23 protein-coding genes and 6 pseudogenes are annotated in these 25,831 nt (G+C 70.3%); 20 read left to right on the forward strand and 9 right to left on the reverse strand.

Features of this window, described 5'->3' with window-relative positions; translation table 11 throughout:
• Positions 1-18: 18 nt before the first annotated feature.
• The 6 genes from QPK52_RS26705 (at position 19) to QPK52_RS26730 (ending at position 6,172) form a co-directional block, all read left to right on the forward strand.
• A complete protein-coding gene (locus QPK52_RS26705) occupies positions 19-1,401 on the forward strand; it encodes an L-serine ammonia-lyase (protein ID WP_410540075.1) in 1,383 nt (460 codons plus the stop codon).
• Positions 1,402-1,453: 52 nt separating this feature from the next.
• Positions 1,454-2,443 (forward strand): GTP 3',8-cyclase MoaA, encoded by a 990-nt coding sequence (moaA, locus tag QPK52_RS26710; protein ID WP_410540077.1) that lies wholly within the window; start codon positions 1,454-1,456, stop codon positions 2,441-2,443.
• A 55-nt stretch (positions 2,444-2,498) separates the two neighbouring features.
• Positions 2,499-3,359, forward strand: coding sequence for a formate dehydrogenase accessory sulfurtransferase FdhD (fdhD, locus tag QPK52_RS26715; RefSeq protein ID WP_410540078.1), 861 nt, complete (start codon positions 2,499-2,501; stop codon positions 3,357-3,359).
• Positions 3,356-4,732 (forward strand): D-inositol-3-phosphate glycosyltransferase, encoded by a 1,377-nt coding sequence (mshA, locus tag QPK52_RS26720; RefSeq protein ID WP_410540079.1) that lies wholly within the window; start codon positions 3,356-3,358, stop codon positions 4,730-4,732. The genes fdhD and mshA overlap by 4 nt, the downstream gene beginning before the upstream one ends.
• Positions 4,733-4,971: 239 nt before the next feature.
• On the forward strand, positions 4,972-5,676 hold the full coding sequence (locus tag QPK52_RS26725; RefSeq protein WP_410540080.1) for a transposase family protein: 705 nt from the start codon (positions 4,972-4,974) through the stop codon (positions 5,674-5,676).
• 118 nt (positions 5,677-5,794) lie between these two features.
• Positions 5,795-6,172, forward strand: a complete 378-nt coding sequence (locus QPK52_RS26730; protein WP_410540081.1) for a hypothetical protein — start codon at positions 5,795-5,797, stop codon at positions 6,170-6,172.
• A gap of 14 nt (positions 6,173-6,186) precedes the next feature.
• On the opposite strand, the gene QPK52_RS26735 is transcribed toward QPK52_RS26730, so the two are convergent.
• Entirely contained in the window at positions 6,187-6,342 is a 156-nt protein-coding gene (locus tag QPK52_RS26735) for a hypothetical protein (protein ID WP_410540082.1), read from the reverse strand.
• A 378-nt stretch (positions 6,343-6,720) separates the two neighbouring features.
• Here QPK52_RS26735 and QPK52_RS26740 point away from each other — a divergent pair, with 378 nt between their 5' ends.
• From QPK52_RS26740 to QPK52_RS26750, 3 genes and pseudogenes are all read left to right on the forward strand, one after another.
• Complete coding sequence (locus tag QPK52_RS26740) at positions 6,721-7,506, forward strand: aminoglycoside adenylyltransferase family protein (protein WP_410540083.1); 786 nt, start codon at positions 6,721-6,723, stop codon at positions 7,504-7,506.
• 140 nt (positions 7,507-7,646) lie between these two features.
• Positions 7,647-8,397 (forward strand): annotated as a pseudogene (locus tag QPK52_RS26745) (transposase family protein).
• A gap of 119 nt (positions 8,398-8,516) precedes the next feature.
• Positions 8,517-8,723: a hypothetical protein gene (locus tag QPK52_RS26750; protein WP_410540085.1), complete on the forward strand. Its 207-nt coding sequence runs from the start codon at positions 8,517-8,519 to the stop codon at positions 8,721-8,723.
• Positions 8,724-8,834: 111 nt separating this feature from the next.
• Here the strand turns inward: QPK52_RS26750 and QPK52_RS26755 are convergent.
• A pseudogene (locus QPK52_RS26755) lies at positions 8,835-8,930 on the reverse strand (transposase); the annotation flags it as partial.
• A gap of 121 nt (positions 8,931-9,051) precedes the next feature.
• Positions 9,052-9,294, reverse strand: a pseudogene (locus QPK52_RS26760) (winged helix-turn-helix domain-containing protein); the annotation flags it as partial.
• A 706-nt stretch (positions 9,295-10,000) separates the two neighbouring features.
• Here QPK52_RS26760 and QPK52_RS26765 point away from each other — a divergent pair.
• The 6 genes from QPK52_RS26765 to QPK52_RS26790 all read left to right on the forward strand — a co-directional run bounded on the left by QPK52_RS26765 (position 10,001) and on the right by QPK52_RS26790 (position 17,298).
• Entirely contained in the window at positions 10,001-11,182 is a 1,182-nt protein-coding gene (locus QPK52_RS26765; protein WP_093663327.1) for an ROK family transcriptional regulator, read from the forward strand.
• A 164-nt stretch (positions 11,183-11,346) separates the two neighbouring features.
• Positions 11,347-12,861 carry a sugar ABC transporter ATP-binding protein gene (locus QPK52_RS26770; protein ID WP_177214146.1) on the forward strand — a complete coding sequence of 505 codons (1,515 nt, stop codon included), beginning with the start codon at positions 11,347-11,349 and terminating at the stop codon, positions 12,859-12,861.
• Positions 12,862-12,893: 32 nt separating this feature from the next.
• Positions 12,894-13,925, forward strand: a complete 1,032-nt coding sequence (locus tag QPK52_RS26775; RefSeq protein ID WP_410540487.1) for an ABC transporter permease — start codon at positions 12,894-12,896, stop codon at positions 13,923-13,925.
• A gap of 64 nt (positions 13,926-13,989) precedes the next feature.
• Entirely contained in the window at positions 13,990-15,030 is a 1,041-nt protein-coding gene (locus QPK52_RS26780) for a substrate-binding domain-containing protein (protein WP_410540086.1), read from the forward strand.
• 37 nt (positions 15,031-15,067) lie between these two features.
• Positions 15,068-16,267, forward strand: coding sequence for a Gfo/Idh/MocA family protein (locus QPK52_RS26785; protein WP_410540087.1), 1,200 nt, complete (start codon positions 15,068-15,070; stop codon positions 16,265-16,267).
• A 20-nt stretch (positions 16,268-16,287) separates the two neighbouring features.
• Positions 16,288-17,298: a sugar phosphate isomerase/epimerase family protein gene (locus QPK52_RS26790; protein WP_410540088.1), complete on the forward strand. Its 1,011-nt coding sequence runs from the start codon at positions 16,288-16,290 to the stop codon at positions 17,296-17,298.
• Between the two features lie 264 nt (positions 17,299-17,562).
• Here QPK52_RS26790 and QPK52_RS26795 read toward each other — a convergent pair.
• Positions 17,563-18,068 (reverse strand): annotated as a pseudogene (locus QPK52_RS26795) (IS5 family transposase); the annotation flags it as partial.
• Positions 18,069-18,652: 584 nt separating this feature from the next.
• On the opposite strand from QPK52_RS26795, the gene QPK52_RS26800 reads away from it, so the two are divergent.
• Positions 18,653-19,390, forward strand: a complete 738-nt coding sequence (locus QPK52_RS26800; RefSeq protein ID WP_410540089.1) for a hypothetical protein — start codon at positions 18,653-18,655, stop codon at positions 19,388-19,390.
• A 117-nt stretch (positions 19,391-19,507) separates the two neighbouring features.
• Here the strand turns inward: QPK52_RS26800 and QPK52_RS26805 are convergent, their stop codons facing one another.
• On the reverse strand, positions 19,508-20,365 hold the full coding sequence (locus QPK52_RS26805) for a hypothetical protein (RefSeq protein ID WP_410540090.1): 858 nt from the start codon (positions 20,363-20,365) through the stop codon (positions 19,508-19,510).
• A 424-nt stretch (positions 20,366-20,789) separates the two neighbouring features.
• On the opposite strand from QPK52_RS26805, the gene QPK52_RS26810 reads away from it, so the two are divergent.
• Positions 20,790-20,936 carry a hypothetical protein gene (locus QPK52_RS26810; protein WP_410540091.1) on the forward strand — a complete coding sequence of 49 codons (147 nt, stop codon included), beginning with the start codon at positions 20,790-20,792 and terminating at the stop codon, positions 20,934-20,936.
• A gap of 170 nt (positions 20,937-21,106) precedes the next feature.
• On the opposite strand, the gene QPK52_RS26815 is transcribed toward QPK52_RS26810, so the two are convergent.
• Both QPK52_RS26815 and QPK52_RS26820 read right to left on the reverse strand, forming a co-directional pair.
• The gene (locus tag QPK52_RS26815; protein WP_410540092.1) at positions 21,107-21,295 is read right to left on the reverse strand and encodes a hypothetical protein; all 189 of its coding nucleotides are present in this window, start codon (positions 21,293-21,295) and stop codon (positions 21,107-21,109) included.
• 162 nt (positions 21,296-21,457) lie between these two features.
• Positions 21,458-22,246 carry a nucleotidyltransferase domain-containing protein gene (locus tag QPK52_RS26820; protein WP_410540093.1) on the reverse strand — a complete coding sequence of 263 codons (789 nt, stop codon included), beginning with the start codon at positions 22,244-22,246 and terminating at the stop codon, positions 21,458-21,460.
• A 128-nt stretch (positions 22,247-22,374) separates the two neighbouring features.
• On the opposite strand from QPK52_RS26820, the pseudogene tpg reads away from it, so the two are divergent.
• From tpg to QPK52_RS26835, 3 genes and pseudogenes are all read left to right on the forward strand, one after another.
• Positions 22,375-22,605: pseudogene (gene tpg, locus QPK52_RS26825) on the forward strand (telomere-protecting terminal protein Tpg); the annotation flags it as partial.
• A 268-nt stretch (positions 22,606-22,873) separates the two neighbouring features.
• Positions 22,874-23,404, forward strand: coding sequence for a hypothetical protein (locus tag QPK52_RS26830; protein ID WP_410540094.1), 531 nt, complete (start codon positions 22,874-22,876; stop codon positions 23,402-23,404).
• A 560-nt stretch (positions 23,405-23,964) separates the two neighbouring features.
• Positions 23,965-24,372: a HEAT repeat domain-containing protein gene (locus QPK52_RS26835; protein ID WP_410540488.1), complete on the forward strand. Its 408-nt coding sequence runs from the start codon at positions 23,965-23,967 to the stop codon at positions 24,370-24,372.
• A gap of 27 nt (positions 24,373-24,399) precedes the next feature.
• On the opposite strand, the pseudogene QPK52_RS26840 reads toward QPK52_RS26835, so the two are convergent.
• A pseudogene (locus QPK52_RS26840) lies at positions 24,400-25,044 on the reverse strand (transposase); the annotation flags it as partial.
• Positions 25,045-25,186: 142 nt separating this feature from the next.
• Complete coding sequence (locus QPK52_RS26845) at positions 25,187-25,804, reverse strand: DUF6461 domain-containing protein (RefSeq protein WP_410540095.1); 618 nt, start codon at positions 25,802-25,804, stop codon at positions 25,187-25,189.
• Between the last annotated feature and the right edge of the window lie 27 nt (positions 25,805-25,831).

The raw sequence follows: 25,831 nt of genomic DNA on the forward strand, positions 1-25,831 counted from the left end.
AATCCCACGGAGTATGGCGTGGCAATCAGCGTCTTCGACCTGTTCTCCATAGGCATCGGCCCGTCCAGCTCCCACACCGTCGGCCCGATGCGCGCCGCCGCGATGTTCGTCGCCCGGCTGAAGCAGGACGGCGTGCTCGCCCAGACCGCCGCCGTCCGGGCGGAGTTGTTCGGCTCCCTCGGCGCGACCGGCCACGGCCACGGCACCCCCAAAGCGGTGCTGCTCGGTCTGGAGGGCAACGAACCGCACACGGTCGACGTCGCCCAGGCCGACCAGGACGTCGAGCGAATCCGCAGCACCGGGCGGATCCGCCTCCTGGGTGCCGAGATCGGCCGGGCTCACGAGATCGACTTCGACGCCTCGACCCAGCTGGTCCTGCACCGCAGGCGGTCGCTGCCGTACCACGCCAACGGCTTGATCCTTTTCGCCTACGACGGTGACGGGGTGCCGCTGCTGGAGAAGACGTACTACTCCGTGGGCGGCGGATTCGTGGTCGACGAGGACGCGGTCGGCGCGGACCGCATCAAGCCCGACGACACGGTGCTGGCGCACCCGTTCAGCACCGGCGACGAACTCCTGCGCCTGACCAAGGAGACCGGTCTGTCGATCTCCGCGCTGATGCTGGAGAACGAGAAGGCCTGGCGCACCGAGGAGGAGATCCGCGCGGGCTTGCTGGGGATCTGGCGGGTCATGCAGGACTGTGTCGCACGCGGGCTGGGTCGCGAGGGCCTCCTCCCCGGGGGGCTGAAGGTCCGTCGGCGGGCCGCAGCGGCAGCCCGGGCGCTGCGCAGCGAGGGAGACCCGGCGGGCCGCACCATGGAGTGGGTGACCCTCTACGCAATGGCCGTGAATGAGGAGAACGCCGCAGGCGGCCAAGTCGTCACCGCCCCCACCAACGGCGCGGCGGGCATCATCCCCGCCGTCCTGCGCTACTTCCTCGACTTCGTGCCCGGCGCCGACGAGGACGGCATCGTCCGCTTCCTCCTCGCGGCGGGCGCCATCGGCCTGCTCTTCAAGGAGAACGCCTCCATCTCCGGAGCCGAGGTCGGCTGCCAGGGCGAGGTCGGCTCCGCCTGCTCGATGGCCGCCGGCGGGCTCGCCGAGGTGCTCGGCGGCAGCCCCGAGCAGGTCGAGAACGCCGCCGAGATCGGCATGGAGCACAACCTCGGGCTCACCTGCGACCCGGTCGGCGGCCTGGTCCAGATCCCATGCATCGAGCGGAACGGGATGGCCGCGGTCAAGGCCGTCACCGCCGCTCGGATGGCCCTGCGCGGCGACGGCCGCCACCACGTCTCCCTCGACAAGGTCATCAAGACCATGAAGGAGACCGGCGCTGACATGAAGACCAAGTACAAGGAGACCGCCCGCGGCGGGCTGGCCGTCAACGTCATCGAGTGCTGAGGAGACGGACGGAGCGGGACAGGGACGAAGCAGGAGAAAGGGCCGCAGCCATATGCTCATCGACACCTACGGTCGCGTCGCCACCGACCTGCGGGTCTCGCTCACCGACCGGTGCAACCTGCGCTGTACGTACTGCATGCCGGCAGAGGGCCTGCGGTGGCTGGCCAGGCCCGACCTACTCACAGACGACGAGGTCGTACGGCTCATCCGGATCGCCGTCACCGAACTCGGCGTGCACGAGGTCCGTTTCACCGGCGGCGAGCCGCTGCTGCGCCCCGGCCTCGTCGGCATCATCGAGCGGTGCGCCGCCCTCACACCGCGCCCCCGGCTGTCGCTGACGACCAACGGCCTCGGCCTCGAACGCACGGCGACTGCCCTGGAGGCCGCGGGCCTGGATCGGGTCAACGTCTCACTGGACACACTGCGCCCCGCCGTCTTCAAGGCCCTGACCCGGCGCGACCGCCATCACGAGGTGCTTCAGGGCCTCGCCTCGGCCCGCGCCGCCGGGCTCACCCCGGTGAAGGTCAACGCCGTCCTGATGCCCGGACTCAACGACGACGAGGCACCCGAACTGCTCGCCTGGGCCATGGAGAGAGACTACGAACTCCGGTTCATCGAACAGATGCCGCTCGACGCCCAGCACTGCTGGCAGCGCGACGGCATGGTCACCGCCGAGGACATCCTGGCGAGCCTGCGCACCCGCTTCACGCTCACCCCCGAGCCGGACGAGGTCCGCGGCTCCGCGCCCGCCAAGCGCTGGCTCGTCGACGGGGGCCCGGCCCGGGTAGGCGTCATCGCCTCCGTGACCCGTCCCTTCTGCCGCGCCTGCGACCGCACCCGCCTCACCGCCGACGGCCAGGTGCGCGCCTGCCTGTTCGCCCGGGAGGAGACCGACCTGCGCGCGCCACTGCGCTCCGGAGCGCCGGACGAGGAGATCGCGGAACTCTGGAAGCGCGCGATGTGGGGGAAGAAGGCCGGCTCCGGACTCGACGAGCCGTCCTTCCGGCAGCCCGACCGGCCGATGTCGGCCATCGGGGGCTGACGCCCGAGCCCGCGAGGGGGGAACGACATCCACCGATAGAACTGGGAGTGAGGCCGTGGGACGGGTCACCGAGCGACGGCGCGTGGTGCGCATCCGGGACGGCGCGCTGAGCACGCGCACGGACACGCTGGTGGCGGAGGAGCCACTGGAGATCCGGCTCGGCGGCAAGCCGCTGGCTATCACCATGCGCACGCCGGGGGACGACTTCGCGCTCGCCGCCGGATTCCTGGTGAGCGAGGGTGTCGTGAGCCGGGCCGAGGACGTCGCGAACATCGTGTACTGCGCCGGTGCCACCCAGAACGGCTCAAACACGTACAATGTCGTCGACGTGCAACTCGCCCCCGGCGTACCGTTGCCCGACATCACGCTCGAACGGAACGTGTACACCACGTCGTCGTGCGGACTGTGCGGCAAGGCCAGCCTGGACGCCGTACGGACCACGGCGCGGTGGCCGATCGCCGACACACCACAGGTACGAATCACCCCAGAACTGCTGGCCATCCTGCCCGACCGACTACGGGCCGCGCAGCGGGTGTTCGACCGCACGGGCGGTCTGCACGCCGCCGGGCTGTTCTCACCCGAGGGCGAACTGCTGGACCTACGGGAGGACGTCGGCCGGCACAACGCCGTCGACAAGCTGATCGGCCGGGCGCTGCGCAACGGCGAACTGCCGCTGCACCGGACCATCCTGCTCGTGTCCGGGCGGGCCTCCTTCGAGCTGGCGCAGAAGGCGGTCATGGCGGGCATCCCGGTGCTGGCGGCGGTCTCGGCGCCATCCTCTCTCGCCGTGGGCCTGGCGGCGGAGACGGGGCTCACGCTCGTCGGCTTCCTGCGCGGGAGTTCCATGAACGTCTACGCGGGCGAGCAGCGCCTCTACCTGCCCACCGCGGCCATGGCCGACGAACCAGCGAGGTGAGCCAGTACATGACCCGCCTCGAAGAACTCCAGGACAGCCGCATCCACGGCAGTACCCTCGTCGGCCCGCCCCGCCTGCACCCACCCGACGCCCACGACCGGCCCCGCCGCGTCGCGATGCTCTCCGTGCACACTTCCCCGCTGCACCAGCCCGGCACCGGCGACGCCGGCGGCATGAACGTCTACATCGTCGAACTCGCGCAGCGTCTCGCCGCGATCGGCATCGAGGTCGAGGTCTTCACCCGCGCCACCACCGGCGGGCTCCCGCCCGCCGTCGAACTCGCCCCCGGCGTACTGGTGCGGCACGTGGACGCCGGCCCCTACGAGGGGCTCGCCAAGGAGGACCTGCCCGCCCAGCTGTGCGCCTTCACCCACGGCGTGATGCGCGCCTGGGCCCGCCACCGGCCCGGCCACTACGACCTGGTCCACTCCCACTACTGGCTCTCCGGCCACGTCGGCTGGCTCGCCGCCGAGCGATGGGGCGTCCCCCTGGTGCACGCCATGCACACCATGGCCAAGGTCAAGAACGCCGCCCTCGCCGAGGGCGACACCCCCGAGCCGGCCGCCCGTGTCATCGGCGAGACGCAGATCGTACGGGCCGCCGACCGGTTGATAGCCAACACGGAGAAGGAGGCGGAGGAACTCCTCCGCTACTACGGCGCCGACGCAGCCCGGGTCGCCGTCGTCCACCCCGGCGTCAACCTGGAGCGCTTCCGGCCTGACACCCGGGGTGTCGAGGCCGGACGAGCCGCTGCCCGCTCGCGCCTCGGCCTTCCGCAGGACGCGGTGATCCCCCTGTTCGTGGGCCGCATACAGCCGTTGAAGGCGCCGGACGTCCTGCTGCGCGCGGTGGCCCAGTTGTTGGCGGAGCAGCCGTGGCTGCGCGAGCGGATCGTGGTGCCGATCGTGGGCGGGCCCAGCGGCAGTGGCCTGGCGAGGCCGGAAGGGCTGCAGAAGCTGGCGGCCTGTCTCGGCATTGCCGATGTGGTGCTGTTTCGGCCGCCGGTCGGCCAGGACCGGCTCGTCGACTGGTATCGGGCGGCGTCCGTCCTCGTCATGCCCTCCTACAGCGAGTCTTTCGGCCTGGTGGCCGTCGAGGCGCAGGCCTGCGGCACCCCGGTGATTGCTGCTGAAGTCGGCGGCTTGCCGGTGGCGGTGAAGGACGGGCTGAGCGGCGTTCTCATACCCGGGCACGACCCGAGAGACTACGCGGTGGCGCTGTCCGGCTTCGCCGGCGACCCCGCACGCTCCACCCGGATGGGCGAGGCCGCTGCCCGGCACGCCCTCTCCTTCGGCTGGGACACGGCCGCGGCGACGACGGCGGATATGTACGCCGCGGTCCTGCACGAGCGTAGGCTCCATCGCATCTCGTGACGCGGCTTCCCAGTCGTATTGGGCGAGCAGCATTTTTTCGCACCGTTGCCAACGCGGCCGGCATCGACGAAGTCGGCGCATTCCTTGGCGCACGCTTTATCACTACCTACCCGGTGCCGTTTATTTCTACTGCCTTGACTCCCATGGTCACCAGGGTTGTGGTCATGCATAAGACTTCCGCGCGGGCACGGAAGCTCTGTACGCAGGCCTGCGTTGACGTGCAGGCTCTGCTTTGGGCAATGGACGAGCTCGATGATGCGAATGCTGCAGCCTCCCCCATCCCCGCTGTACTTGGCCAACTCGCTCCCGCCGCTGTCCTGGCAGAACAAGAGGACCCCGGTCTGCTGTCCTGCCCGGCGCAGGCATCCGACCCGCGTGACCCGCGGGGCCGGCTCCATCCGCTGGTCGGCGTGCTCGCGATCTCCGCCGCGGCCGTGCTGACCGGCGCGATCTCGCTGCCGGCGATCAGCGAGTGGGTCACCGACGCGCCTCAGGACCTGCCCGCCCGCCTGGGCGCCCGCCGTGATCCGTTCACCGGGCGTCGCCAGGCACCGTGCGAGGCGGCCATTCGCCGGATCCTCGCCGGGATCGACGGCGACGAACTCGACCGGGCCGTCGGCACCTGGCTCGCCGCCCGCCGCCCGCAGACAGCCCTGATGCCGCTGCGTGCCCTCGCGGTGGACGGCAAGCCCCTGCGGGGAGCGGCCCGCGCCCACGGGCGCAAGGTCCACCCGCTGTCTGCCGTCGACCACGCCACCAGCGCGGCCCTGGGACAGGTCGACGCGGCAGAGAAGACGAAAGAAATCCCCTGCTTCCAGCCCCTTGCTGGACGGAATCGACCTCGCCGGTGCCGTGGTGACCAGCGATGCGATGCACACTCAGCGCGACCACATCACCTACCTGTTGAGACGCGGCGCTCACTACATCGTGATCGTCAAGAGTAACCAGAAGAAACTCCGCAGACAGCTCAAACAGCTCCCTTAGGACCAGGTCCCGCTCCAGAAACGGACCCGCGAGACGGGGCACGGCCGCGGCGAGATCCGCCGTATCAAGGTGGGCACCGTGAACAACCTGCTCTTCCCCGGCGCGCTCCAGGCCATCGAGTTCAAACGCCACAGAGCGAACCGCAGGGCCGGCAAGGTCAGTCTCAAGACCGTCTACGCCGTGACCAGCCTCAGCGCCGAACGGGCCACACCCGCCCAGCTCACATCCCTGATCAGAGGGCACTGGCGGATCGAGGCCCTCCACCACGTGGGAGACACCACCTTCGCCGAGGACACCTCCCAGCTCCGCACCGGCAACACCCCAAGAGCCATGGCCACCTGGCGCAACCTCGCCATCGGAGCCCTCCGCACCGCCGGACACCACGCAGTCGCCGCGGTTCTCCGGCACAACGCCCGCGACGCTACCCGCCCCCTTGCGATCCTCGCCATCCCATGACCAGAAGCAGGACATTACGGCTTCACGCCGAAGTCCTGGGTGCACCGCACTCCGAGTGCGGCCAGGGTGGTGTTTCCTTCCAGGGAGCACACCGCGACCGCGAGGCCGGTGTGTCCGGCCTTCCGCCACGCCCGGACCGTCTGGCTCAGCAGATCCAAGGTGGGCACCATCACCAGCACCTACCTCCGCAGTTCCAGCCGTCGAGCCGCCTCGGCAGCGATCAGCGTCTTGCCCGCCCCGGTGGCGGCCACCGCTGTGGCCCGCAACCCTCCTCCGACACCTCGCGTCCTGCACGGTATTCCAGCGCACGGACAATCGCGTCGACCGCTTCCACCTGATGCGGCCGGAGCCTGATATCAGCCATTCTTTCCTCTCTGTATGAGGGTCTTCTTACGCGCGGTCAATGGGGTCGGAAATATGTGAGGAGCGGGCGTTGTACATATGGGAAATTGCGCGGCGAAGATGTTGGTGCAGCGTCTGGAGCGTCCATATGAGCTGACGGTAGAATCCGGTTGCGACTTCTTCGGCCGGCGGCTGATGCTGGGGTGATGGATCAGATCCGGGATGTTGTGGGCTTGGTGGGTGACGCTCTGGGGGCCGAGGTCATCGGTGTGTATCTTCACGGCTCCTCTGTGCTGGGTGGCCTGCGGCCGGCCAGCGATGTGGACGTCCTCGTCGTCTCCCGGCGACGGATGAAGGACCGGGAACGGCGGGTACTCCTCGAAGGATTGCTCCAGGTCTCCGGTATGGAAGCAGGGATGCGCCCGGTCGAACTCACCGTCGTCTCCCAGCCCGATGTGCGTCCCTGGCGGTTCCCACCGACCGGTGACTTCCTGTACGGCGAGTGGCTGCGCGAGGAGTTCGAGGCCGGGGGAGTCCCACAACCGGCGCCTATGGCGGATCTGGCCCTGCTGGTGGCGATGGTGCTGGCCGGCGACCACTCCCTTGCCGGCCCGCCACCGGCCCAGGTCTTCGACCCCGTCCCACATGCGGATCTGGTACAGGCGAGTGTGGCGGGCATCCCCGAGCTGCTCGACGACCTGGACGGTGACACCCGCAACGTCGTGCTGACCCTTGCTCGTATCTGGACCACGCTCGCCACCGGCGAGATCAGGCCGAAGAACACCGCCGCCGACTGGGCCCTCGCCCGGCTCCCGCCAGAGCACCGCCCCGTCCTGGAACACGCCAGAAGGTTGTATCTCACGTGCCGGTACTCCGAGGAAGCCTGGAGCGACGACCTGAAAGCAGGAGCACGTCCGTATGCAGACCACGTACTGGTTGAAATCGGCCGACTCTCGCAAGAGCGCATGGGTGGGTTCCCGGATCCTCTGTAGTGATGGTCGGCTTCTGGTTTTCAGTGAGGTTCTTCAGCGTGGCCGCTGAACGGGTGGCGGGCAGGGCCGCGTAATGAACGAGACCCCCGGGCGGTTGGTCGAGGTGTCTGACGTCTCAACTCACCAGCCAAGGGGCCTCGTTGCTGACCTATCCCGCCGCACTCGACCTGCCGCACGCGCTCGTGGAGTGGGTCACCACGCTCATCGTCACCCGCGAGGGTGACCGCCGCTGCAAGCTCCCGCCCCACCAGCGGGCCATGGTCGCCCCGGTCTACCTGCGCGAGCACACCACCCCCACCAAGATCGCCGCACGCTTCGGCATCAGCGAAGCCACCGCCCACGCCTACGTACACAGCGGGACCGCACTGCCGGCGGACAAGGGCTCCCTCCCTCACCCGCGCCCTGCGGCGGGCCAGGCCGGACTACGTGCTGGTGGACGGCACCCTCACCGAGTGCGACCGGGTCGGCGACGGCGAAGGCGACCACTCCGGCAAGGCCCGGCGGCACGGCGTGACCATCCAGACCGTCACCGGCCCGGCCGGCGAGCTGATCTGGTATTCACCGGCGCTACCGGGCCGCACGGTGGACATCACCGCCGCCCGTACCCACCGCATTGTCACCGTGTGTGAGCACTTGCGGATCCCGGCCCTCGCGGACAAGGCGTACGAAGGAGCCGGCGGTACCTTCTGCACCCCGTTCAAACGGCACCGCGGACGCGACCTCACCGCGCACCAGAAATCCGTCAACCGCGCACACGCCCGCCTGTGCAGTCCCGTCGGGCGTGCCTTCGCCCGCCTGAAGGACTGGCGGATCTTCCGTCACGCCCGCTGCAGCCCCAACCGGCTCACGTCAATCGTTCAAGCCATCCTCACCCTGGAGCAGCACCGCTGAAGAACCTCACTGGACAGACCCCCTGTGGGGTGGCTGGGGCAAGCTCAGGAGGAGTTCGCGGTCGTATACCATCCCGCTCACTGTCTGGAAGCGTCGGCGCTGCCCCTGAAAGCGGACATATGAAAGCGAACACCAACCACTTGATGGGCGCCGCCGAGGCGATCGCCTTCGTGACCGGCACCGGATTGTGCATCGCACTGGCCGTGTCAGGACACCCCATCGCCTGGCTCTTCGGTTTCGGGACTCTCACCTTCGCTTGGGACCTGTGGCGCAGGTTCCGTAACGTGAAGACCGACTCGGCCCCGAAGGGGCACCGCGAAAGCTGATCCACCCCTTCACTACGTGACAGAGGGGCTGCCGTGACTACCGCGGCAGCCCCTCTTACGAGTTGGTGCGTGACAGCGACTGAGGCGTGCTGGCCTGTTGGAGGGCCTTGTTCAGGCTTGTGCGGTGCGGTCGGAGACGAGGCCGGCGATGGCGCGGTAGGTGTCGGGCAGGCGGTCGCGCTGGTGGGCCCAACGCATCAACTGCTTGACCAGGTCGTCCGCCGCCCTGCGGGCCACGCGCAGCCAGTGCGCATGGCCGGGCCCGGTCCGGTCGGACGGCGAGGCGGGGCGGGACGGCGCGGAGGCAAGGCCCATGGAAGTGGTCTCCTCAAGGTCGGCCGCAGAGCGCGGCGTTGGAGCTCTCCTGCTGGTCGGGCACGTACTTGTAGCCCACGCGCCGAACGGTGACGATGCGGGGCCGGTGAGCTTCGCCCAGCTTGCGGCGTAGGCGGGCGATGTGGACATCCACGGTGCGGTCGTCGCCGATGTGGTCGTAGCCCCAGACGGCGGTCACCAGCCGATCACGGGTCTGCACATGGTGCGGATGCTGAACGAGATGCGCCAGCAGCTGGCGCAGGCGGAAGCCGGGCGGGCTGGAGCCCTCTACCGCGGCCCGGGCCCTGTGGCCGGCGGCCGTCAACCACGTGCTGCGCGACCATGGCCGGCTCGCACTCAACGCCTACAGCGGCCTGTTCCACTGACGAACCGGCCGTCCCGCGCCATGGCTTGTGGGCCGGACGGAGGTAGAGGGCGCCGACCGTGACGACGACACCGGCCGCGGTGTTCGCGGCGGCGGCCGCCACGGGCCCGGCTTGCGCGTGCTTGACGTTTTGGCGGGTACAGCACCGAGGCCCTGTGGCACCTGACCAGCTTCCGAGCCGCGGTGGGGCGCCGGTGCACGGGCGCACGCCGTGCACTGGCGTCCCGGCACGCGTGTCTCGCCCGGCTGGGCACGCCGACGAGGGATCGGCCGATCCGCGAGACGGTCGCCGAAGGCCCAGACCCTGGGGAGCGGGCCGGCTCAGCCTGTCGACCGCCGGCCCGTGCGTGTCCTCGAACGCCGAGGTCGACGTGGAACGTTGATTGCTCTGTGTAGCTGGTCGGCACACGACGTGGTGCTTCGTCCTCTGGTGAGCGAAAGTTTTGAGTGATGCCGCGAAACTTCTTCCTAAGGTTGGCTGGCGCTGCTAGCTTCTCGGCGAAAGCCCGTCAGGGTTCGTTCGCTGGGTGGTGTCTCAACGCGCAGCGACCGACGTTGAGGAGTGCTCGTGCGGCGGATGACGGCTCGGCCGGCCAATACTTACCAGGCACACCTGCTGCGTCTGCTGCGGGACAGTGGGCGCAGCTCACGGGCCGAACTGGGGGAACGCATCCAGCTCTCCCGCTCCAAACTGGCTGTTGAGATCGACCGGCTGCTGGAGACGGGCCTCGTGGCCACCGATGGGTTCGCCGCTTCCCGAGGGGGCCGGCGGTCCCACAGCGTGCGGCTCGCGCCAGGTCTGCGTTTCCTCGGCGTGGACATCGGCGCAACCTCCATCGACGTGGCCGTCACCAACGGCGAGCTTGAGGTGCTGGGCCACCTCAACGACTCCACGGACGTCAAGAACGGCCCCGTCGCGGTGTTCGAGCAGGTGCTCGCGATGGCGGAGAAGCTCAAGGAGTCCGGGCTGGTGGAAGGCTTCGACGGGGTCGGGGTCGGCGTTCCCGGTCCGGTGCGCTTCCCCGAGGGCGTGCCCGTGGCGCCCCCCATCATGCCGGGCTGGGACGGGTTCCCCGTGCGTGAAGCTCTGAGCCAGGAGTTCGGGTGCTCGGTCATGGTCGACAACGACGTCAACCTCATGGGCCTCGGTGAGCAGCACGCAGGCGTCGCCCGCTCCGTCGCCGACTTCCTCTGCGTCAAGATCGGAACGGGGATCGGCTGCGGCATCATCGTCGGCGGCCAGGTGTACCGGGGCGTCACCGGGTGCGCCGGAGACATCGGCCACATCCAGGTGGATCCGCAGGGGCGGCTGTGCGCGTGCGGAAACCGCGGATGCCTGGAAGCACACTTCAGCGGTGCCGCGCTGGCCAGGGACGCCGAAGAGGCCGCACGCAGCGGTCGTTCGGCGCACCTGGCCGTACGACTGGAGGCGTCCGGGCGGCTCACCTCTGCCGATCTCGCGGCCGCCGCGGCCGCGGGTGACCCGGTCGCACTGGACATGGTCCGCACGGGCGGGGAACGGGTCGGGCAGGTGATCGCCGGGCTCGTCAGCTTCTTCAACCCCGGCATGGTCGTCATCGGTGGTGGTGTGACGGGACTGGGCCACACGCTTCTCGCAAGCGTGCGTTCCCAGGTCTATCGCCGCTCCCTTCCGCTGGCGACGGGGAACCTTCCCATTGTCCTGGGCGAACTGGGCGGCATGGCCGGGGTCATCGGTGCCACGCGACTCATCAGCGACCACCTGTTCTCGCCCGCCTGACCTCCGCGACTCGACTCTCCCGCCCGTCCTCAGCCCCAGTCCCAGTCCCCAGTGGCAGGAGCCCGGGCGGGGTCGGCATGTCCTTTCCGTTGGGATTCCTCGTGGTGCCTATGTCTGTTTCCTCTCACCGGGCCGGTGACACGGTCCGATCACCTCTGCTCACGATGTCGGACATCATCAAGGCCTTTCCCGGGGTGCGGGCCCTGGACGGTGTCACTCTTCAGGTGCAGGCGGGCGAAGTGCACTGCCTGCTGGGGCAGAACGGAGCGGGCAAGTCCACCCTGATCAAGGTGCTCGCCGGCGCTCACCGCCCCGACTCGGGCACGGTCACCTGGCGCGGCGAGGAAGTCGTGCTGAGATCGCCCATCGCCGCGATGCGGCTCGGCATCGCCACGATCTACCAGGAGTTGGACCTGGTGGAGGGGTTGTCCGTCGCCGAGAACGTCTTCCTGGGCCATGAGCGGACGGCCGCCGGGTTTGTGATCCGCGGTCGTGACACCCGCGTCGCGGCGGCGGAACTGCTGCGGCGGCTCGGGCATGAGGAGATCGATGCGAGCCGGGCCGTGGGGGAGTTGTCGGCCGCGCAGCGGCAGATCGTCTCGATGGCCCGGGCGCTCTCCCACGACGTGCGGCTCATCGTCATGGACGAGCCCTCCGCGGCGCTCGACCCCGACGAGACGGAGAACCTTTTCCGCATCGTCCGCGAACTGACGGCCGACGGAGTGGCGGTGGTCTACATCTCGCACCGTCTTGAGGAGATCCGGCGCATCGGGGACCGGGTCACGGTCCTCAAGAACGGCCGGTCCGTCGCCGGGGGGCTTGCGGTGGAGGAGACCCCGGACCGGGAGATCATCGCTCTGATGACCGGGCGCGAGATCGAGCACGTCTTCCCCGGCCGGTCCGCACCTCGGCAGAGCGCGCCGACCGTCCTGCGGACGCGTGGCCTGGCCCGGGAGGGGGAGTTCGCGCCGCTCGACCTCGAACTGCGCGCGGGCGAGATCGTCGGCCTCGCCGGCCTGGTCGGTTCCGGTCGCTCGGAGATCCTGGAAACCATCTACGGGGCGCGCCGCCCCAGCGCCGGGGAGGTGAGCGTCGACGGCCGGCGGCTGCGTCCCGGCAGCGTACGCTCGGCCGTGGCGGCGGGACTGGGCCTGGCTCCCGAGGAACGCAAGGCTCAGGGGCTGTTCCAGCTTGAATCCGTCACCCGCAACGTGTCGGTCTCCACCCTCTCGCGCTTCGCGCGGCTGGGCTGGTTGGACCGGCGCGGCGAGCGCGTCGCGACGAAGGCCGTCACCCGGGAGCTGTCCCTGCGTCCCGACGACCCGGATGTGCTCATACGCACGCTTTCGGGCGGCAACCAGCAGAAGGCGGTCCTCGCACGCTGGCTGCTGCGGGACTGCCGCGTCCTCCTGCTCGACGAGCCGACCCGGGGCGTCGACGTGGGAGCGCGTGCGGAACTCTACGGCGTGATCAGGCGGCTCGCCGACGCGGGTCTGGCCGTTCTCCTCGTCTCCAGCGAGCTTCCCGAGGTCCTCGGCCTCGCCGATCGTGTCCTGGTGCTGCGCGAGGGCCGGGTGGTCGACGCCGCACCGGCCCCGGACCTCGACGAAAACCGCATTCTCGACCTGTTGATGGCAGCCCATGCCGACACCACGTCTCCTGGAACGGAGCCTTCGTGACACAGCAGCCAGTCTCCTCTGCGCGGCGGGCGGTGCCCCAGTCGGCCAGTCGTGGCAAGCGTCCGGTCCGCGGTGGGCCCGCGGGCGGCAGGCCGCCGGGCCCGCTGGCTCGTCTCGGTCGGCAGGCGGACGTCCGCAACCTCTCCCTGCTCGGCGTGCTGGCGATCCTCGTCGCCGTCGGCGGGGTCACCGAGCCCGACACCTTCCTGGCGGGCTCGAACCTGCAACTGGTGCTGACGCAGGCGTCGATCATCGGAGTGGTGACCGTCGGCATGACGTTCGTCATCGCCGGCGGCGGCATCGACCTCTCGGTGGGCGCGATCGTCGCCCTGGCCTCGGTCTGGGCGACCACCGTCGCGACACAGGAGTACGGCTTCACCGGAATCCTGTTCACCGCTGTTGTCGTCGGTGTCGGATGCGGCCTGGTCAACGGCGTCCTCGTCGCGTACGGCGGCATGGTTCCCTTCATCGCCACGCTTGCGATGCTCGCCTCCGCACGCGGGCTGGCTCTTCAGATCACCGACGGCCGCACCCAGATCGTCACGGTGGACGCCGTCCTGGACCTGGGCGCCCCCGGCGCCTATGTGCTCGGCATACCGCCCCTGGTGCTCGTCTTCGGTGCGGTGACCGTGCTCGGCTGGCTGCTTCTGAACCGCACGACCTTCGGCCGCCGCACGCTCGCGGTCGGCGGGAACGCCGAGGCCGCCCGGCTGGCCGGGATCGACATCCGGCGCCAGCGCCTCTACCTGTACGTGCTCTCGGGTCTGTGCTGCGGCATCGCGGCCTTTCTGTTGATCATATTGTCAGGTTCAGGACAGAACACCAACGGCAACCTGTATGAACTCGACGCCATCGCGGCCGTGATCATCGGTGGCACCCTGCTGACCGGCGGGCGCGGCACGATCGTCGGTTCCGTGCTGGGCGTATTGATCTTCACCACGATCACCAACATCTTCGCGCTCAACAACCTGCAGAGCGACGTCCAGCAGATCGCCAAGGGCGCGATCATCGTCGCCGCCGTCCTCCTCCAACACCGCACGCTCCGCCGCACCGGCGGAGCCTGACCAGGCACCCGCCCCCGCCCCTGGTCCTCCCCCCCGCACCACACCTGAGAAGGGCTGACTCAGCATGCCTGAAAAAATCCTCACCAGCCGCAGAAGAGTGCTGTTCGGCGCGGCGATCGGTGCCGGCGCCCTCGTCACCGGCTGCACGAGCAACGCCTCCTCCAGCGATGAGTCCGCTGCCACGGCACCGGAGACCGCGGACAAGCCCGGCAAGCCGGTCACCATCGGGTTCGCCGGACCGCAGGCCGACCACGGCTGGCTGAACGCCATCAACCAGAACGCCACCCGGCGGGCCGAGCAGTACGAGGACGTGACGCTGGAGATCACCGAGGGGTCCAACGACACGGCGACGCAGATCGGCCAGATCACGACACTGATCAACAAGAAGGTCGACGTGCTCGTGATCCTGCCGGCCGACGGCAAGGCGCTCACCCAGACCGGCCTTGAGGCGATGCGTGCGGGCATCCCCGTCGTCAATCTGGACCGGATATTCAACTCCCCCCAGGCCTACCGGTGCTGGATCGGCGGAGACAACTACGGAATGGGCCTCAACGCGGGCCGGTACATCGGCGAGCGACTGAAGGATGTCGCGGACGCCAAGGTCGTCGAACTCGCCGGGCTCGACACCCTGGAGCTCACCAAGCAGCGCACCCAGGGTTTCGACGACGCGCTCAGCAACTACCCGAACATCACCAAGGTCGCCCGCCAGGCAGCCGAGTTCACCGTCGAGTCCGGCCAGGCCAAGATGGCCCAACTACTGCAGGCCCAAAAGGATTTCGACGCTCTGTGGAACCACGATGACGACCAGGGCGTGGGCGCGCTGCGGGCCATCGAGCAAGCCGGCCGGGACGAGTTCGTGATGGTCGGCGGCGCGGGATCGAAGTCGGCCATGGAAGCGATCCAGTCCGACGACAGCGTGCTCAAGGCCACCGTGCTCTACCCGCCGACCATGGCGGCCTCCGCGATCGACCTCGCCCGTGCCCTCGGGCAGGGCAAGGGCGTCAGCGGCCTGGCCGAGCTGGAGATCCCCTCGTCCCTGACGCTCTACTCGGCGATCGTCACCAAGGACAACGTGGAGGACTATCTGCCCACCGGCTTCATCTGAGCCCTTCCCCCCACCCGGCGAACCAGGAGCACATCTGATGAAACACAGTGATCGCAGAGAATACGGCGAGCCCAAACCGGACCTGGGTATCGGCATGGTCGGCTACGCGTTCATGGGCGTCGCCCACTCGCAGGCGTGGCGGACGGCGGGGCACGCGTTCCCGCTCCCACTGCGTCCCCGGCTCGCGATGATCTCGGGCCGTGACGAAGCGGCGGTCGGAGCGGCGGCCCGGCAGCAAGGCTGGGCCGCCGCCGTGACCGACTGGCGTGCCGTCGTGGACAGTGACGACGTCGACCTGGTCGACATCTGCACACCGGGAGACAGCCACGCCGAGATCGCCATCGCGGCGCTGGAGGCGGGTAAGCATGTGCTGTGCGAGAAGCCGTTGGCGAACTCCGTGCCGGAGGCGGAGGCCATGGTGGAGGCCGCGCGGGCGGCCAGCCGCCGTGGCCAGGTGGCGATGGTGGGTTTCAACTACCGTCGGGTACCGGCCATCGCCCAAGCCCGCCGCCTGATCGCCGGAGGCCGCCTCGGAGCGCTGCGCCATATCCGGGTCACTTACCTCCAGGACTGGCTCGTCGACCCTGAGTTCCCGCTGACCTGGCGCCTCTCGCGCGAGAAGGCCGGTTCCGGCGCGCTGGGCGACTTGGGCGCGCACGCGGTGGATCTGGCCCAGTACCTGTCCGCGGAGCCGCTGGCCGGTGTGTCGGCCCTCACCGAGACGTTCGTCTCCGAGCGGCCCCTGGTTGCCGCGACGCTCACAGGGGACGACGGGCCGCGGGCCAGGGGACCGGTGACCGTGGACGACGCGGCCCTGTTCACCGGCCGGCTCGCCTCGGGCGCCCTCGCGAGCTTCGAGGTGTCCCGGGTGGCGGCGGGCCGCAAGAACGCGCTGCGCGTGGAGATCAACGGCGAGCTGGGATCGCTGGCCTTCGACCTCGAACGCCTCAACGAACTGTCATTCCACGACCACACCGAGCCGGCCACGACGGCCGGTTTCCGGCGCGTCCTGGTCACCGAACCCGAGCACCCGTACCTGAAGGCGTGGTGGCCCCCCGGCCACGCCCTGGGCTATGAGCACACCTTCACCCACCAGGCCCACGATCTCGTGCACGCGATCGCCACCGGCACCGACCCCGCACCGTCGTTCACCGAAGGACTGCAGGTCCAGCGGGTGCTGGCCGCGGTCGAGGAGAGCGCGGCGAAGAACGCGAGCTACACCCCCGTACCCGTCTGACGGCAAGGAGACACGCGACAATGCCACGTCCCTTCACCTTGTTCACCGGCCAGTGGGCCGACCTCCCCCTGGAAGAGGTCTGCGGCCTTGCCCGGGACTTCGGCTACGACGGACTCGAACTCGCCTGCTGGGGAGACCACTTCGAGGTCGACCGGGCACTGGAGGACCAGGACTACGTCCGAGGCCGCAGGGAACTCCTCGCCCGCTATGGACTGAGATGCTGGGCCATCTCCAACCATCTGGTCGGCCAGGCCGTGTGCGACCGGCTCATCGACGAACGCCACCAGGCGATACTTCCGGGCCGCATCTGGGGCGACGGCGACCCCGAGGGCGTCAGGCGCCGGGCCGCGGCCGAGATGGCCGACACGGCCAGGGCCGCCGCCGCCCTCGGCGTGGACACCGTCATCGGGTTCACCGGTTCCTCGATCTGGCACCTCGTGGCGATGTTCCCCCCTGTGCCGCCGGAGATGGTGGAGCGCGGATACGCCGACTTCGCCGAACGGTGGGGGCCGATCCTCGACGTCTTCGACGCCGAAGGCGTGCGGTTCGCCCACGAGGTCCACCCCGGTGAGATCGCCTACGACTACTGGACGACGCACAGGGCGCTGGAGGCCGTGGACCACCGGCCCGCCTTCGGGCTCAACTTCGACCCAAGCCACTTCGTCTGGCAGGACCTCGACCCCGTCGGGTTCCTCTACGACTTCCGTGACCGGATCTACCATGTGGACTGCAAGGAGGCGCGTAAACGGCTGGACGGACGCAACGGACGGCTCGGTTCCCACCTGCCCTGGGGCGACCCGCGCCGGGGCTGGGACTTCGTCTCGGCCGGGCACGGCGACGTTCCATGGGAGGACGTCTTCCGCATGCTGTCCTCCATCGGGTACGGCGGTCCCGTCTCCGTTGAGTGGGAGGACCCGGGGATGAGCCGCCTCCAAGGCGCTCCCGAAGCCCTGCGGGCGCTCAAACGCTTCGACTTCGAGCCCCCCACCGCCTCCTTCGACGCCGCCTTCGGTGGCGACCGCCGGCCCTGACAACACCGCCGCCCGCCGAAGCACGAGCCAGTGCCTCTCTCCTTCCGGGGCCCGGCGGCGTGCCTCCGGAGTCCTACCGGCGACGTCGATGCGAACGCGCCCCACGCGCGGACGGGTTCACCAGGGAGGCCCCGTCGATCTCACAGGAACGAGCCGGAGCCCGGCTCATCCGAGGCCGCGACTCGGTCGCCACCACGGGGACTGCAAGAGCTCCTGACGCAATGCGGTGCGGAGGCGGCGCCAGCAGATCAGCGCGCAACCAAGTCACATGAGGGCTTCGTGGATGTCGTCGCGGATCTCCCAACGGATCCGCAGGCGGCGAGCCGTACAGCAGCGCGATGGTCTGCTCGACCACTCACCGCCGGGTGCCCAACCCGGAGCCGTGTTCGGTGCCGCGGCGGGCGATGACCGGCTTGATGCCCCTGGCCCAGACCTGGCGGCGGCAGCAGTCGTGGTCGTAGCCGCGGTCGGCCAAGACCTCCCGCGGCCGCTGCCGAGGCCGGCCCCGTTTGCCCCGGATCGGCGGGACAGCCGCCAACAGGGGCATCAGCCGGGTGACGTCGCCCTCGGTTGCCGCCGGTCAGCGTCGCCGCGAGCGGGATACCAGTGGCATCGCAGACCGAGATGGTGTTTGGAGCCCGATCTGCCCCGGCCGACCGGGCTCCTGCCGGTTTTGAGCCGCCCTTGAGCGCTCGGACGTGGGAGCTGTCGATCACCGCCCGCGACAGGTCCAGGCGGCCGGCCGCCCGCAGCTCGGCCGGCAGCACCTCCACCCGCTGCCGAGCAGCACGCTCCCGCTCCTCCAGCAACCCCACCACCGACGGCGCCCGGCACCTCCACCGAGAAGACGACACGACGTGTCATCACTGCCGTCGGGACACCAGCTCCACGCCTGACCAGCGGAAACAAGACGACCAGGCCCGGAAAGACAACAGCTACTCAGACCCTTGGAGGTTACGGAGCACCAGGTCGTAGGGCTTTTTCTGATCAGTGGTTGGTGGTCTGGCCTGTACTGATCAGTTTGTAGTGCGGTGGTGAGTGGGGGAGTGCGAGTAGCTGAAGTGGTTGTGGCGCTTGCTGGAGCAGGGGTTTGGTCTGCGGCTTTGTCAGCTAGCTGGTTGGGTGATCAGGTCGTGTCATCTGCGCTGCGCAGGGTTCATTTTCAGTGGTCATTCATATGCGGCGGTGCTTGGACGAGCTGTCGGCTTGAACTGGACTGTGGTCAGGTGTTCGAGCTGCTCGAGGCGGGCGAGCCAGTCCGGGACGGCGCCACGAGGCCGCCACCGGCACGGCACCTGTTTCGCCACTTCCCGGAGGGGTATCCCGACCGCGAACCTACAGCCAGGGGGAGCTGATGGACGACGACGACTCCTACGACGACCGGCACCTCGACCACGGGGACCTCGACCACCGGTCCGGCCACACGAGCTGGGACACCGGGCTCGACCACCTCGCCACCGCCTTCACGACCGAGCCCGACCCGGAACCCCGTCCCGAACCCGAGACCCACCCCGAGGCGGACTCCCCGTCCGGACCCGCCGGCGGCACCCGGGACCAAGACGGTGGCGGGAGCCTGCTCCCCGGTCTCCCCTCCGTGGCCGCATGGGGAGGAAACACTCTCAAGATCGCGGTCGGGGCCGGCGGAGCGATCCTTCTGACGTCGTTCGTGCAGACCCTGGGGAACAAACTCGGGGAGCGGACCGCGCAGGCGCTGGAAGACCGGCGCGGCCCCGGCATCCTGCGACGCCTGCGACCGCAGCACGGCCCCGGCGAGGACGAGCTGCACGCGGCCGCGTTCACCGACGCGGTGCGCGGCATCTGCGCCAGACGCCCCGAGTTCGGCGGCACTCTGCGCCTGCTGGACCAGGATTCGCAGGCCACGCTCCTGGTGCATCCCTTCCTCCCCGCCCGGGCCGCCATGCACTTCCAGCGCCTGGACCTGTCCGACACCCGGGTCGCCGGTGCGGTGATCGCCTGGACCGACACTCTCAACGGCCACCCCGACGGGGCGTGGGCCACCACCGCCACCACCCCCGACGGCCGACGCCTCGTCTGGGACGACGACCGGCGCGCCTGGCAGCCCCACCCGTGAGAGCCGGGAGCGGGCCGGAGCCGCTCGTCCGACGGCCCCTGTGCCCCGCCCCGGCGCCGTTCCGGCCCGCGTGCGACTGCACTGACCAGTGCCCGCCCCGGCACAGGAGCCGGTGCGTTACAGCAGTCCTCCCAGCGGGAGGACGCGTTCGGTGAGCCGTCCGCGTACCCTTCCTCGGGTGGTGTCGGCTTCGGTGAGCCAGTCGGCGGCGGTCAGCAGGTCGGCGTGCTCGGCGACGCGGTTGGGTGGCAGGGTGGTGAACGCGGCGACGTCGTCGAGGCGGAGCCCGCCGTCCTCACGGTGTCCCAGGCCGCCGTCGGGGCGGGTGTGGGCGGCGGTGTACAGGGCCAGCAGCCGGGTGGCGGCCCCCGGCTTCTTCGTGCGGATCTTCCGGTCACCCACCACTTTCTGGGCCCAGCCGGAGACCCTGGCGCGGGTGACCTTGCCGAAGGCGAACGGGCGGGGGTGATCGGGCAGCAGTGCGGGGACGGTGAACGCGGTGGGGTCCTCCGGGCGGGAGGCCGTCACCTCGGCGACGGTGCCGGGCAGGTGCAGCCACCCGTCGGAGACCAGCCGCCCGAGCACCCGCTCGACGTCGCCCTGGAGCCAGCCGGTCAGGTCCTGGCCGGTGACGTTCCCGGTGCCGCACCGCGCGGCCCCCGCCGCTGGCCGTGCCCCACCGCGCGGTTGGGCGGCGGGATCGGGGGTGTGCCACGCGCAGTCGGCGGCGCGGCAGGAGCACCGTGCCTGGTCGCGCGGCCCGCCGTCCGCGCGGATGCGGGCCAGGTGCGTGTTGACGTGGCCGACCGCGGCCCGGCGCCCCGGGGAGGCGCCGGGAAGGTGCTGATCGGGGCAGGCCGGGCAGGAGCAGGAGAGCCGGACCGTGCCGGCGGCGGGGCGACCGTAGGGGTCCAGGCGCACCGTCCACACCCGTCCCCTCAGGTGTTCTTCCTGCCTGTCGGCCTGTACTGCCATACGTGCTCCCAGCTCCTGGTCCGTTGCTCCGGGCGCGAGGCGTGGTAGGTGCAGGCGATCGGCGAGGTGGTGGAGGAAAGGCGGCCTGCCGGGTGCGTGGCAGGGGGGACGGGGGCAGGCGGTCGAGGGCTGTGGCGAGGATGACGGTTTCCGGGTAAGTGATCAGTTCCCGGCAGGTCAGGGCGGGGGACGCGGGGCCGGTGGGGAGGTGGGGGATGGCGGCGGTGAGCCGGTTCAGGCGTGTGTGCCAGCGCTGGTGGAGGTGTTGATGGTGGTCGTACCAGCGTGTGGTGATCGTTGATGCCCAGTTCAGGGAGGCTGCCGTCGCGTGGTGGGCGCCGGGGTGGGCCCGGGTGAGTTCGGGGGCGGGCGGATGTCGAGGGGCGCGGGGTGGCAGGGGTCGCTGGCGCCTTGCTGGTGGCGGATGCAGATCGTGAGCCGGGGCGGGCCGCTGGCGGTCGTCGACGTCGAAGACGGCCTTGGGCTCCTGCTCAGCGCGCTGGGGGTGGGCCGTGAGGCCGTGGCCTTCACCGCGGACCAGACGGGCGCCCCGTCCGGCACGCCCGGCTGACCCTCCTCCCGCCTCCGGCGGCGCACGGCCACAGGGCCGACCCTCTTTGAGGGAGGCCCTGCACAGCAAGACCTGCCCCAAAGCGCTCTCAAAGCCCGCAGACCACGATGGCGTGGGGCGACCAAGGCAACACCCCGGCCTTCGCCACCGCGGCCAGGCCGACCGCGAGGTCAGCGCACCGCCGCGGTCTCCATTGGCTGCCAGCGGGGGCCGTCCGGGTCGCCGCTCCAGATCCACTGCTCGCCCGGTGTGCGGGTGAGGCCGAAGTCGTGCAGCCCCGGTGCGCCCCTCGACTCCCAGTGTTCCCAGGCCTCCAGCAACTCGTCGGCCAGGCTGCGGGACCCGCCCTGGTAGGCCACGACCGCCGGACCGGGGCAATTCCTCGCCCTTCGCACACCTTCGCCAGTACACGCCCCGAAGGCCGGCGTTCCCTGAGAACCCCGCGGACCACCGGGTTCGGCGTCGGCGGAAGGTGCTCGGTGACGCAGGGCGCAGCTCATTCCGTTGGGAGTTCGAGGCTGTTACGGCTCGTCCATGCCGGTCGGTGATTCCTGTGGGTTTCCGCTCGTGGCCAGGGTGCGCTTGATGCCGCGCCGTACGAAGGCGCGGGCCCGTGCTGCTCGGCGGACACGCCACAGGTGGCTGATCGGCTCGGGGTCCGCGTACCGGCGCTCGCGGATGTCGCGGACCACATCCGCGGGCGCGCCGAGCGCCGGCAACTCTGCCAGGGCCTCGCCCTTGGTGATCAGCTGTCCGTCGCGGAGCGTGACGGTGGCGCGGGCCAGGACCAGCAGGCCCAGGTCCACCCAGACGTCCCGGAGCCAGAGCCACGGTCTGCCGGTGGCCGGGAGCCAGAACTCCGCCAGGTCGCGCCGGATGAACTCCTCCAACTGCCCGCAGGCGAGCGGCGGGAGCAGTTCCGCCGGCGGCGGGCCGTGGAGGGTGAGTCCGCCGTCGAGCAGTTCCCGGCGGGTGACCGGGGTGACCGGGCGTTCCAGCATCGTGCCGTGCGCCCAGGTGACATGGTCCTCTTCGGCCCCGGGGAGGGCTGTCCTGGCCATGTACGAGCAGTGCAGCTTGGCCGCTGCCGGCTCCTCGCCCAACAAGCGCCGGTGCACACTTGCCAGCCGGTTCATCTGCTCGCCCTCCAGCGGGCTTTCGACCACCGCGATGAGATCGAGATCGCTGCGCCCCGGCTGGAAGTCGCCCAGCGCGAGTGAACCGTGTGCCCAGACAGCCACCACCGGCACCACCAGCGGTACCTCGGAGACGAACCGCTCGAGCACGGCATCCGTGTCGGTCTCTGCCACGGTGAGGATCCTCGCAGAGCACCGTGCACCGCGCCACAAGCTCACCTGATCACGAGCCGCTGCCGGGGCGCTGAGACGCCGATCCCTGTGGTTGTTGAACGCGGGGGGTCGGTGGGCGTGTCCGGTGGCGGGCCGTAACCGCGGGCGGGATCGTGGTGGAGTCGCGGGCCCGGTTCGGGCTCACCACCACCCCCGGCACCAGCGACGACGGCCGGATGCGGCGGATCACCCAGCACCTCCCACCCGCCTACGCCGCCTGCCTGTTCGACGCCCAGGCCGCCGGCGCCACCGACACCCGGCTCCAGGCCGTGGCCGCCGAAGGCCTGCAGGAGGTCCACTTCAACGCCCCGGCCGGCTGACCCGTACGGCCCCAGGGGGCGGACCCCGCCGTTCCACCCGTACCGAACGCCCTGGCAGGGCGGTGCGCCCCGGCCGGCCCGCAGGTCGGCCGGGGTGCCGGTGGCGGCCGGAAGACAGCGGACCGCGCGGTACCGGCCTTGCGGGGGGCCCGTGCCCCTGACAGTCTTCCGGCGCGCGCCCTGCGGCGGCCGGGGCACGGGCCAGGCTCCCGGTCGGCCCCCGCCCGTTGACTCTGCCCGATGGACGAACCGACCAGGAGTGCCCGCCATGCCGCGTATGACCTTCCGTGTGCCCCGCACGCTGCTCGCCGCCACGGCGACGGCTGCTCTCGCCCTCGCCACGGCTCTCACCACGGCGACCGCCCCGGCCGTCGCCGCCCCGGCCGCCGAAGCCGGGACCATCGCCCAGGCCCCCAAAGCCGAAACCACCGGGGCCACCTCGGGCTTCTGGGCCTGCTCCGTGCCGTCCGGCTACACGTACACCTCCTCCCGCGGCTCCTACACCTGCTCGGGAGGCAGCAGCTACCGGACCACCGAGTTCTACGTCCAGCCGCCCGCCGACGGCCTCTGGGCCTGCACCACCATGCCCGGCTACACCCACACCGGGGTCATGAGCAGCCACACCTGCTCCGGCGGCGCCAGCTACACGACCAGCCAGTTCCTGCTCCGCAAGCCCGTGACCGGCATGTGGGCCTGCTCCGTGCCGTCCGGGTTCACGTACACAGCCACCCAGCAGAGCCACACCTGCTCCGGCAACGCCGGCTACACCACTACCCAGTTCCTGCTGCACGCCCTGTAGACGCCGAGGGCTCCGGGCCCGTACGCGCGCTGGCTCACGGCCCGGTCTCCAACCGGAGGACTACGGGGTGCTGATCCGGCTGCCGCTGCGGGACCCGGGGCTGCCCTCGGCGATCTTGCCGCGGTCGGAGGAGTTCCAGGCGTCCGGCTGGAAGACGGGCGCCAGCCGTCTGCGCGGGGTGATGCAGCGGCTGAAGAAGGCCGGTCACGCCCGGCACACGCAGGACGGCTACGACCCGGCCACCGGCCGCCCGCGGTGGGAGTTCGCGGTCCACCGGAACCCGGCCAACACCCCGCAGTACGTCGGCCAGGGCCTGAACGCTGCGTCGCAGGTCAGGCCGATGGTGCGGAAACCGACACGTTGGAGCCGTCCCCCCACACCCCCTGGGGGAGGTGGGTACCTCCTCCCCTCGCCTCCACAGCAGCCCCAATGGTCACACGCGCGCCGGGGCACCGGCTGTGCCGGGGAGTGCCTCTATGTGTTTCGTCAAGCGTGAGGGCGGCTTCGACCTGGGGTTCGATCTTCTTCGTGGGGCATGAGACTGTCTGGCCGTGCCAGAGATGATGAGTGGGTTGGAGGCGGCCTTGGCCGAGGCGTCGTCTCCTTCCTGGAAGGAACGTGTTCGTGCCGGGCGTGACCTTGCTTCCTTTGCTGACGCTCCCGATGCTGCGGAAGCGCTGATGGGGCTGCTCCTGGATGTCGAGGACACGGCGGTGACCCGACAGACGGCAGAGGCCCTGGCCCGCATGGGGACGGTGGCCGCCGTGAGGCTCATCGCTCTCGCGGTTGTCGAGGCTGACGACAATCAGGCTGACTGGCTGCGGACCGGGGTGCATGACGCGCTCGTGGGACCGGACGGTGTGCCGGACGCCGCAGCGGCCTGCAGGAAGCTTGCCCATGGCCAGGAAGAAGCTGTCCGTCGGGGTGCCGCAGAGATCTCGGCGTGGATAGGCGACACAAGGTGTTGATCTGGATCGACGTGCCTGTGGGCTGGTTCAGGCAGCCGCCGCCCGGGTGGGTCGGGGTTCGTAGAAGGTGCCGTCGCGGAGCAGGGCGAACAGGACGCTGATGCGGTGGCGGGTGAGGCGGAGGAGGCGGAGGAGGGCTTGGGTGTGGGTCTTGCCGTGAGCCCGACAGCGGTCGTAGTAGGTGCGGGAGGCGGGGGCGTGCAGGGCGGCGAACGCGGAGAGGAACATCGCCCTCTTCAGCTGGCGGTTTCCGCCTCTGGGAGCGTGGTCGCTGCGGATCGAGGTCCCCGAGGGCTTCGTTGTCGGGTCGAGGCCGGCGTAGGAGGCGAGGTGGGCGGCGGTGGGGAGGCTGGTGCCGTCGCCGACGGTGACCAGCAGCACGGCGGCAGTCTTGACCGCGACTTCCGGCATCGAAGTCAGGACCTTCGGAAGAAGGCGCTCCTTCAGCAGGGCTTTGAGCTGGGCTTCCAGGGCCCGGCGCTGTTCGTGGACGGCCGCCAGGGAACGGGCCAGGGACGGGACCACGACGTCGAGGGTGCCTGTCCCCGGGACGACGACGGTTTGTTCATCGAGCGCGTCGAGGATGTCCTGGACCAGCCGGTCGGCCATGCGCGGGGTCTTGGGCCGGATCACTTCGAGGAGTCTGCGGCGGTCGGCTTTCCGGTGCGTGGCCTGCAGTGCGCCGGGGTCTTCCGCGACCAGGGCGTGGTCGTCTGGATGCACCTGCGCAAAGGACCCCGAGGGCGGCGCATCGCCGTCCACTTTCCAACGGCGGGTTGGAGCAGGCTGCCTGGACCCGCTGGGGGTGCTGGTGTCAGGGGCGGGGCAGGTCGACCAGAGTGCCGGTCAACGGGGCCGTCTCCAGCAGTCCGCGGGTGATCTGCACCCCGGTGAGGCGCTCGGCGAGCGCGAACGCCGCCTGTGTGGGCAGGCCGATGTCCCGCTCGGCGCCGGCGCGCAGGTCGAAGCCGGCCGCCCGCATCTGCTCCACCGCCACCTCCGGGGTGCTGCCGCCGCGCCGGTAGGGAGACAGCGGCTCGAACGACAACCGCTCGACGCCGTCCTGGTACCAGCGGAAGCGGTCGGCGGCTTCGATGGTGCGGGAGTGCGAGACCACCACGGTGCCCCGCGACAGCGGCTCGGCCACCGACCGGGTCACGCCGAGGAAACCAACGGGCTCGACCATCAGCGTCCATCCGCCCACCGCGGTCACGCCCGCGAACAGCCGCTCGCCGCAGAAAGCGTTCCAGGCCGCGTACGCGGGTCCGTACAGGGCGTCCACGCCTCTGACCGCGCAGACCCGCACCGCATCCAGCCGGGCCAGTACCGCCGAGACGGCGAGTCCGCGGATCGCGGTGAGGCAGTACGCCTCGGCCAGTTCGGGGAAATGCTCCTCCAGCCACCGGTAGTCCCGTGCTGTTGCCCTCGACATGGCACCAGCCTCCCAGCCGCCACCGAC

The organism is Streptomyces sp. KL2 (genome assembly GCF_046529545.1).
GTDB classification, from domain to species: Bacteria; Actinomycetota; Actinomycetes; order Streptomycetales; family Streptomycetaceae; genus Streptomyces; species Streptomyces radiopugnans.

What these genes read in the sequence shown, in the direction of transcription:
- moaA (WP_410540077.1), top strand. Translation starts at nt 1,454, where the DNA reads ATGCTCATCGACACCTACGGTCGCGTCGCCACCGACCTGCGGGTCTCG.
- QPK52_RS26725 (WP_410540080.1), top strand. Translation starts at nt 4,972, where the DNA reads ATGGACGAGCTCGATGATGCGAATGCTGCAGCCTCCCCCATCCCCGCT.
- QPK52_RS26735 (WP_410540082.1), bottom strand. Translation starts at nt 6,342, where the DNA reads ATGGTGCCCACCTTGGATCTGCTGAGCCAGACGGTCCGGGCGTGGCGG.
- QPK52_RS26740 (WP_410540083.1), top strand. Translation starts at nt 6,721, where the DNA reads ATGGATCAGATCCGGGATGTTGTGGGCTTGGTGGGTGACGCTCTGGGG.
- QPK52_RS26750 (WP_410540085.1), top strand. Translation starts at nt 8,517, where the DNA reads ATGAAAGCGAACACCAACCACTTGATGGGCGCCGCCGAGGCGATCGCC.
- QPK52_RS26765 (WP_093663327.1), top strand. Translation starts at nt 10,001, where the DNA reads ATGACGGCTCGGCCGGCCAATACTTACCAGGCACACCTGCTGCGTCTG.
- QPK52_RS26770 (WP_177214146.1), top strand. Translation starts at nt 11,347, where the DNA reads ATGTCGGACATCATCAAGGCCTTTCCCGGGGTGCGGGCCCTGGACGGT.
- QPK52_RS26780 (WP_410540086.1), top strand. Translation starts at nt 13,990, where the DNA reads ATGCCTGAAAAAATCCTCACCAGCCGCAGAAGAGTGCTGTTCGGCGCG.
- QPK52_RS26785 (WP_410540087.1), top strand. Translation starts at nt 15,068, where the DNA reads ATGAAACACAGTGATCGCAGAGAATACGGCGAGCCCAAACCGGACCTG.
- QPK52_RS26790 (WP_410540088.1), top strand. Translation starts at nt 16,288, where the DNA reads ATGCCACGTCCCTTCACCTTGTTCACCGGCCAGTGGGCCGACCTCCCC.
- QPK52_RS26800 (WP_410540089.1), top strand. Translation starts at nt 18,653, where the DNA reads ATGGACGACGACGACTCCTACGACGACCGGCACCTCGACCACGGGGAC.
- QPK52_RS26805 (WP_410540090.1), bottom strand. Translation starts at nt 20,365, where the DNA reads ATGGCAGTACAGGCCGACAGGCAGGAAGAACACCTGAGGGGACGGGTG.
- QPK52_RS26810 (WP_410540091.1), top strand. Translation starts at nt 20,790, where the DNA reads ATGCAGATCGTGAGCCGGGGCGGGCCGCTGGCGGTCGTCGACGTCGAA.
- QPK52_RS26830 (WP_410540094.1), top strand. Translation starts at nt 22,874, where the DNA reads ATGCCGCGTATGACCTTCCGTGTGCCCCGCACGCTGCTCGCCGCCACG.
- QPK52_RS26835 (WP_410540488.1), top strand. Translation starts at nt 23,965, where the DNA reads ATGATGAGTGGGTTGGAGGCGGCCTTGGCCGAGGCGTCGTCTCCTTCC.
- QPK52_RS26845 (WP_410540095.1), bottom strand. Translation starts at nt 25,804, where the DNA reads ATGTCGAGGGCAACAGCACGGGACTACCGGTGGCTGGAGGAGCATTTC.